Annotated in this window: 4 protein-coding genes; 2 read left to right on the top strand and 2 right to left on the bottom strand. The window is 67.7% G+C overall.

The features are described from left to right. Nucleotides 1-3: 3 nt before the first annotated feature. Nucleotides 4-654: a radical SAM protein gene (locus KBI44_21440; protein ID MBP9147050.1), complete on the top strand. Its 651-nt coding sequence runs from the start codon at nucleotides 4-6 to the stop codon at nucleotides 652-654. Nucleotides 655-698: 44 nt separating this feature from the next. Here the strand turns inward: KBI44_21440 and KBI44_21435 are convergent, their stop codons facing one another. Then, entirely contained in the window at nucleotides 699-2,924 is a 2,226-nt protein-coding gene (locus KBI44_21435) for a hypothetical protein (protein ID MBP9147049.1), read from the bottom strand. A 288-nt stretch (nucleotides 2,925-3,212) separates the two neighbouring features. On the opposite strand from KBI44_21435, the gene KBI44_21430 reads away from it, so the two are divergent. Then, nucleotides 3,213-4,136, top strand: coding sequence for a DUF4215 domain-containing protein (locus tag KBI44_21430; protein MBP9147048.1), 924 nt, complete (start codon nucleotides 3,213-3,215; stop codon nucleotides 4,134-4,136). Nucleotides 4,137-4,379: 243 nt separating this feature from the next. Here the strand turns inward: KBI44_21430 and KBI44_21425 are convergent. Then, nucleotides 4,380-4,784: amidohydrolase family protein (locus KBI44_21425; GenBank protein MBP9147047.1), on the bottom strand; the 405-nt coding region annotated here is incomplete at its 5' end.

Below are 4,784 nucleotides of genomic sequence, written 5' to 3'. Positions count from 1 at the left end.
CTGATGACCGAAGCCCGCCTCAAGATCTACGAGATCTTCTATTCGATCCAGGGCGAATCTACGTTCGCCGGGCGGCCGTGCGTGCTGGTGCGGCTCACCGGGTGCCAGATGCGGTGCTCGTGGTGCGATACGGAGTATGCGTTTCATGGTGGGGCGTGGATGGGGCTCGAGGAGGTGCTGGCCAAGGTGGCTGCCTTCGGGTGTCCGCTGGTCGAGGTGACGGGGGGGGAGCCGTTGTTGCAGCCGGGGTGTCTGCCGCTGCTCACGGCGCTGTGTGATGCGGGGTATGAGGTGTTGCTCGAGACGGGGGGCGGGTTGGATATTGCGCCGGTCGACCCTCGCGTTCGGCGGATTCTGGATATCAAGTGTCCGGCGAGTGGCGAGTCGGGGAACAATCGGTGGGAGAACCTGGCGGGGCTGCGCGCCACGGACGAGATCAAGTTCGTCGTCGCCGATCGGGGGGATTACGACTGGGCTTGCGGGGTGATCGCGGAGCGCGGGCTCGCGGGGGTCTGTCCGCTGCACTTCTCGCCGGTTTGGGAGTCGTGCCCGCCGGCGGAGTTGGCAGCCTGGATCCTCGCGGATCGGTTGCCGGTGCGGCTGACGCTGCAGCAGCACAAGATTCTCTGGGGGAAGGATACGCGGGGGGTTTAGCGAGCCCTCTCCTTCGACCGCCGTGGGAGGGGACACCCCCCAGGTCAGGGCTGCGTGTCGCTCCAGGCGAGGGTGTTGCCGGATTCGAAGCCGTCCGTGAACACCTCGAAGAGCGGGCCCTCGAAGTAGAAGAGACCGTACCGGGAAGCGACCGCGAAGTCGGGCACGCCGTTGCCGTCGAGATCGCCGGCCTCGAGGGAGAGATCGACCCAGCCGTATCCCGTCGGACCGAGGTACGGTCCCGCCCAGGCGACCGTGGCGGTGGCGCCGTCGACGACATGGAGGTACATGACCTGGTCGACGACGACGAAATCGAGCGTTCCGTCGCGGTCGAGATCCACGACCGCGAGCTGGCGCGAGATTCCGGGCAGAGTCGCGAGCGGCGCGGAGGGGGTGCCGGTCTGCGGATCGAGGCCGCGAATCGTCTTATCGGAAAGCGCGACGTAGACGCGATACGGGGGGTTCTCCATCAGGGTCGGCTTCGCCAGGGCCCAGACGGACAAAGCCCACGGTCCGCTGAGGAGATCGCCCGTCGCGCCCGAGAAGAGCGCGAGAGCCCCCGACCCGTAGTAATACGTCGCCAGGCGCCCGATGACTTCGTCGAGTCCGTCCCCGTCGACGTCGATCGCCAGCAGCCGATCGATGGCGTCCAGATTCGGATTGATCTCCGGCGTTCGCCACTTGAGCCAGCCCGAGTCACCTTCTCGCGCCTCGATTGCCGGTCCCGAGGTTCCGGCGAGGATCTCCGGCGCAGGATCCCCGTCGAGCTCCGCGGCCGCGAGCACGCTGACATAGCCGAGCGAGCCTCCCGCCCACTCCTCCTCGAAAGTCTGGCCGTCGACGCAGCGTACCGGCCCCAGGGCGTCGCTCGAAGCGACACAAAGCTCCGAAGCCGCATCTGCGTCGACCTGCATTCCGATCATGGCCGAGACGTTCCCTGAGGCGGTGGTCGAATCGAACGAGCTGCGGCGGACCTGGCGGCCCTGGGCCATGTCGAGAACGACGAGCTGCACCGGTGCCTGGTCGGGCTCGTTGAACCTCGCCGCGAGGGCGACCTCCTTCACCGGATCAGTGCCGAACTCGCCGACAGCGATGGTGCCTTCCATCGATCGGGCGCCCTCCGAAACTCGCTGAAGGACGTTCGAGCCGCCTTCGATGGCCCAGATATCGTCATAGCTGTAGCAGCACTCTCCGCCGCTCCACAGGAGCTCGAGGTCGCCGTCTCCGTCCGTGTCGGCGGCGGCAAACCGCGAAACGGAGCTGGTCTCTACGGCATGGGCGCGAAGGAGCTCTCCGCTCGTGCCGGCGAGGAGGAACAGGCTCCCGTAGCGCTCATGCACGACGGCCTCGGGGCCGGGCGCGGGATCCAGGTCCGCCACGAAGAGGGCCGGGGGATAGTAGTCCCCTTCTCGCCGCCAGAGCTCCGAATTGCTTTCGGGGTCGAGAGCCCTGGCAGCGGTGTCGAAATCGCTCGAGGCGAGAATCTCGTCACGGCCGTCGCCGTCGAGGTCTCCGAGCGCGATCTGCGGACCGAAGCCTTCGAGGTCGCCCCACTCGACGACGAGCGACACACCGTCCAATACATAGCCGCCGGTCGGATTCCCGGCGATCACGATCTCGAGCTGGGGATCGGTGTCCGTCTGGCCGATCGCCACGTCCGAACAGCCGAAACCGTGGCGGAGGGCGGTCTGCGTCCCGTTCGCCAATTCGTAGAGATAGAGCGTCTCGTCGTCGCAGACCACCGCGTCGAGAACGCCGTCGAGATCGAGGTCGCCCAGGGCGACGTCGGTGTTCGTCCAGGTGGCGGTCGTGACGTTCAGCAGCTCGACTTTCGAACGCGCATCGAAAATCCGCAGGGAGTGCGAGTAGAGAACGGCGACCTTCGCCCCCGACGGGGAGCTGACCGCGTCCAGGGCGACGAGCTCGGCCTCGTCGAGGAACGACGACCAGGACTGCCGGAAGAGTCCCTCGCGGCGGAGCTCGTACCAGTAGTTCTCGCCCTCCGGGGCGGCGAAGAGCTCGGCTCGGCCGTCCCCGTCGACGTCGAGCGCCGAGAGGCCCCGCTCGCCAATGCCGTATCCAAGGGGCGTCCTGGACCATCTCGATCGCGGCGATGGGTCGGCCAACAGACCGATCGGGGACAGGAGAACGAGACTCAGGAGGGCGGTCGTCGCCCGTCCGAGCCGAACGGTGGCCCGACGGCGCGACAGAATCTGCCAATCTCCCACGGGTGCCGAGGCGCGACGTCCGGCTTGGTTCGCATCCGGCATCTCGGACCTCCCCTTGGGTAGCGGTGCTTCAGGCCTCCCGGACCGACCCGGACTCGTGGAGAGCTTACGGCATTCGGGCCTTCCTGACGGAAGAGATGCCCGCCGGCGGAGCCTGCAGCAGCACGAGGTTCTCTGCTTGGGGAGGGGACACATAGCGGCTGCGGGGGGCGCTGGTCGGCGCATCACGGTCTGGGCCGCAATGTGTCCCCAAGCGGAGCGGTGGTTGCCGGCCGGCTCGCGGTTGGGGTTAGACTCCGCAAAATTTCGACCCCGATGGGGAGGAGCGCCATGTCCCTTCGCGATTCGCTCGTGCGACCGGTTCGCTTTGCCTGCTGCATTCTGCTGCTGGCGGTGCCCGGAATCGGAATCGCCGCGGCGCAGGCTGCGGCGGAGCTCGAAGAGTCGGAGCCGCGGCGCATTCCCTGGATTCTCGCCGACGACTTCGAGCTCGGGGGACTGTGCGTCTGGAGCGCGGCCGTCGGGGCGGAGCCGGGGATGCCGCTGTGCTTCCTGTGCGGCGATGGGCTGCTCGATCTCGCCGAGGGGGAGCAGTGCGAGGACGGGAATACCGATCCCGGGGACGGCTGCTCGGCGACCTGCCAGGTCGAGATCTGCGGCAACGGCGTCCACGAGGCGATCCTTGGCGAGGGTTGTGACGACGGCAATCTGATCGACGACGACACCTGTCGCAACAACTGCCAGCTGCCGCTCTGCGGCGACGGCGTCGCGAGCACTGGCGAGGCCTGCGATACCGGCGGGAACTCCGCGAGCTGCGACTTCGACTGCAGCCCGCCGAGTTGCGGCGACTCGATCGTCAACCCGAGCTTCATTCCCCCCGGAGGCTTCGCGCCCGAGGTCTGTGACGACGGCGGGACCTCTCCCGGCGACGGCTGCTCACCGACTTGCTGGCTCGAGCAGTGCGGCGATGGCGTCGTCAATCGGCCGAACGAGCAGTGCGACGACGGCGACCTCGTGCAAACCAACGCCTGCACCAACAACTGCCAGAACGCCCGCTGCGGCGACGGCTTCGCCCGCACCGGCTTCGAGGCTTGCGACACGGGCGGCATCAACACCGCCTTCTGCGACTACGACTGCACGCTGCCGCAGTGCGGTGGCAGCGACGGCATCGTCAACTTCGCAGCGGGCGAACAGTGCGACGACGGCAACAACAACAGCGGGGACGGCTGCAGCAGTATCTGCCTGCTCGACTGAGGGTCCTGTCTTCACTCCTGCACGTCCTGGGGCCCATGCCACTGCCGTTGCCAGGGGCGCCCCGGCACTCGAGATCCAAAGTGGGCTCCTATTTGAGGCGTGGTCGCCCACTTTGGATCTCGAGCGCCGGAGCGCCCCTCACAGACGCTATGTAGCTTCGGAGCCGGGGCCGGGGACACATAGCGGCTGCAGCGGACGCTGGTCGGCATACCGCTTGCTCGGCCGCAATATGTCCCCAGGTAGCTAACGCTGGTAGCCGGGGCCTCGTAGGACCACGCCGGGGCGGGCTTCGGTGATTTTGCCTTCGTCCACCACCAGTTGGCCGTTGACGGCGACGTAGGGGATGCCGTCGGCGTAGTGGTTGGGGTCGGTGTAGGTAGCTCGCGTGCCGACGGTTTCCGGGTCGAAGAGGACGAGGTCGGCTTTCAGGCCGGGGCGCAGGATCCCTCTCGCCTGCAGGCCGGCGCGGGCGGCCGGGAGGGAGGTCATCTTGCGGACCGCCTCTTCGAGGGTGAGGAGCTTCTTCTCGCGCACGTAGTGGCCGAGGATGCGTGCTGCGGAGCCCCAGCCGCGGGGGTGCGAGCCGGGCTCCGAGAGAATGCCGTCCATCGCACCGGCGCCGGAGTCGGTGCAGAAGGCGACGAGCGG

This window comes from Thermoanaerobaculia bacterium (genome assembly GCA_018057705.1).
Lineage (GTDB): Bacteria > Acidobacteriota > Thermoanaerobaculia > Multivoradales > JAGPDF01 > JAGPDF01.
This window is presented reverse-complemented; position numbering and strand designations above follow the sequence as displayed.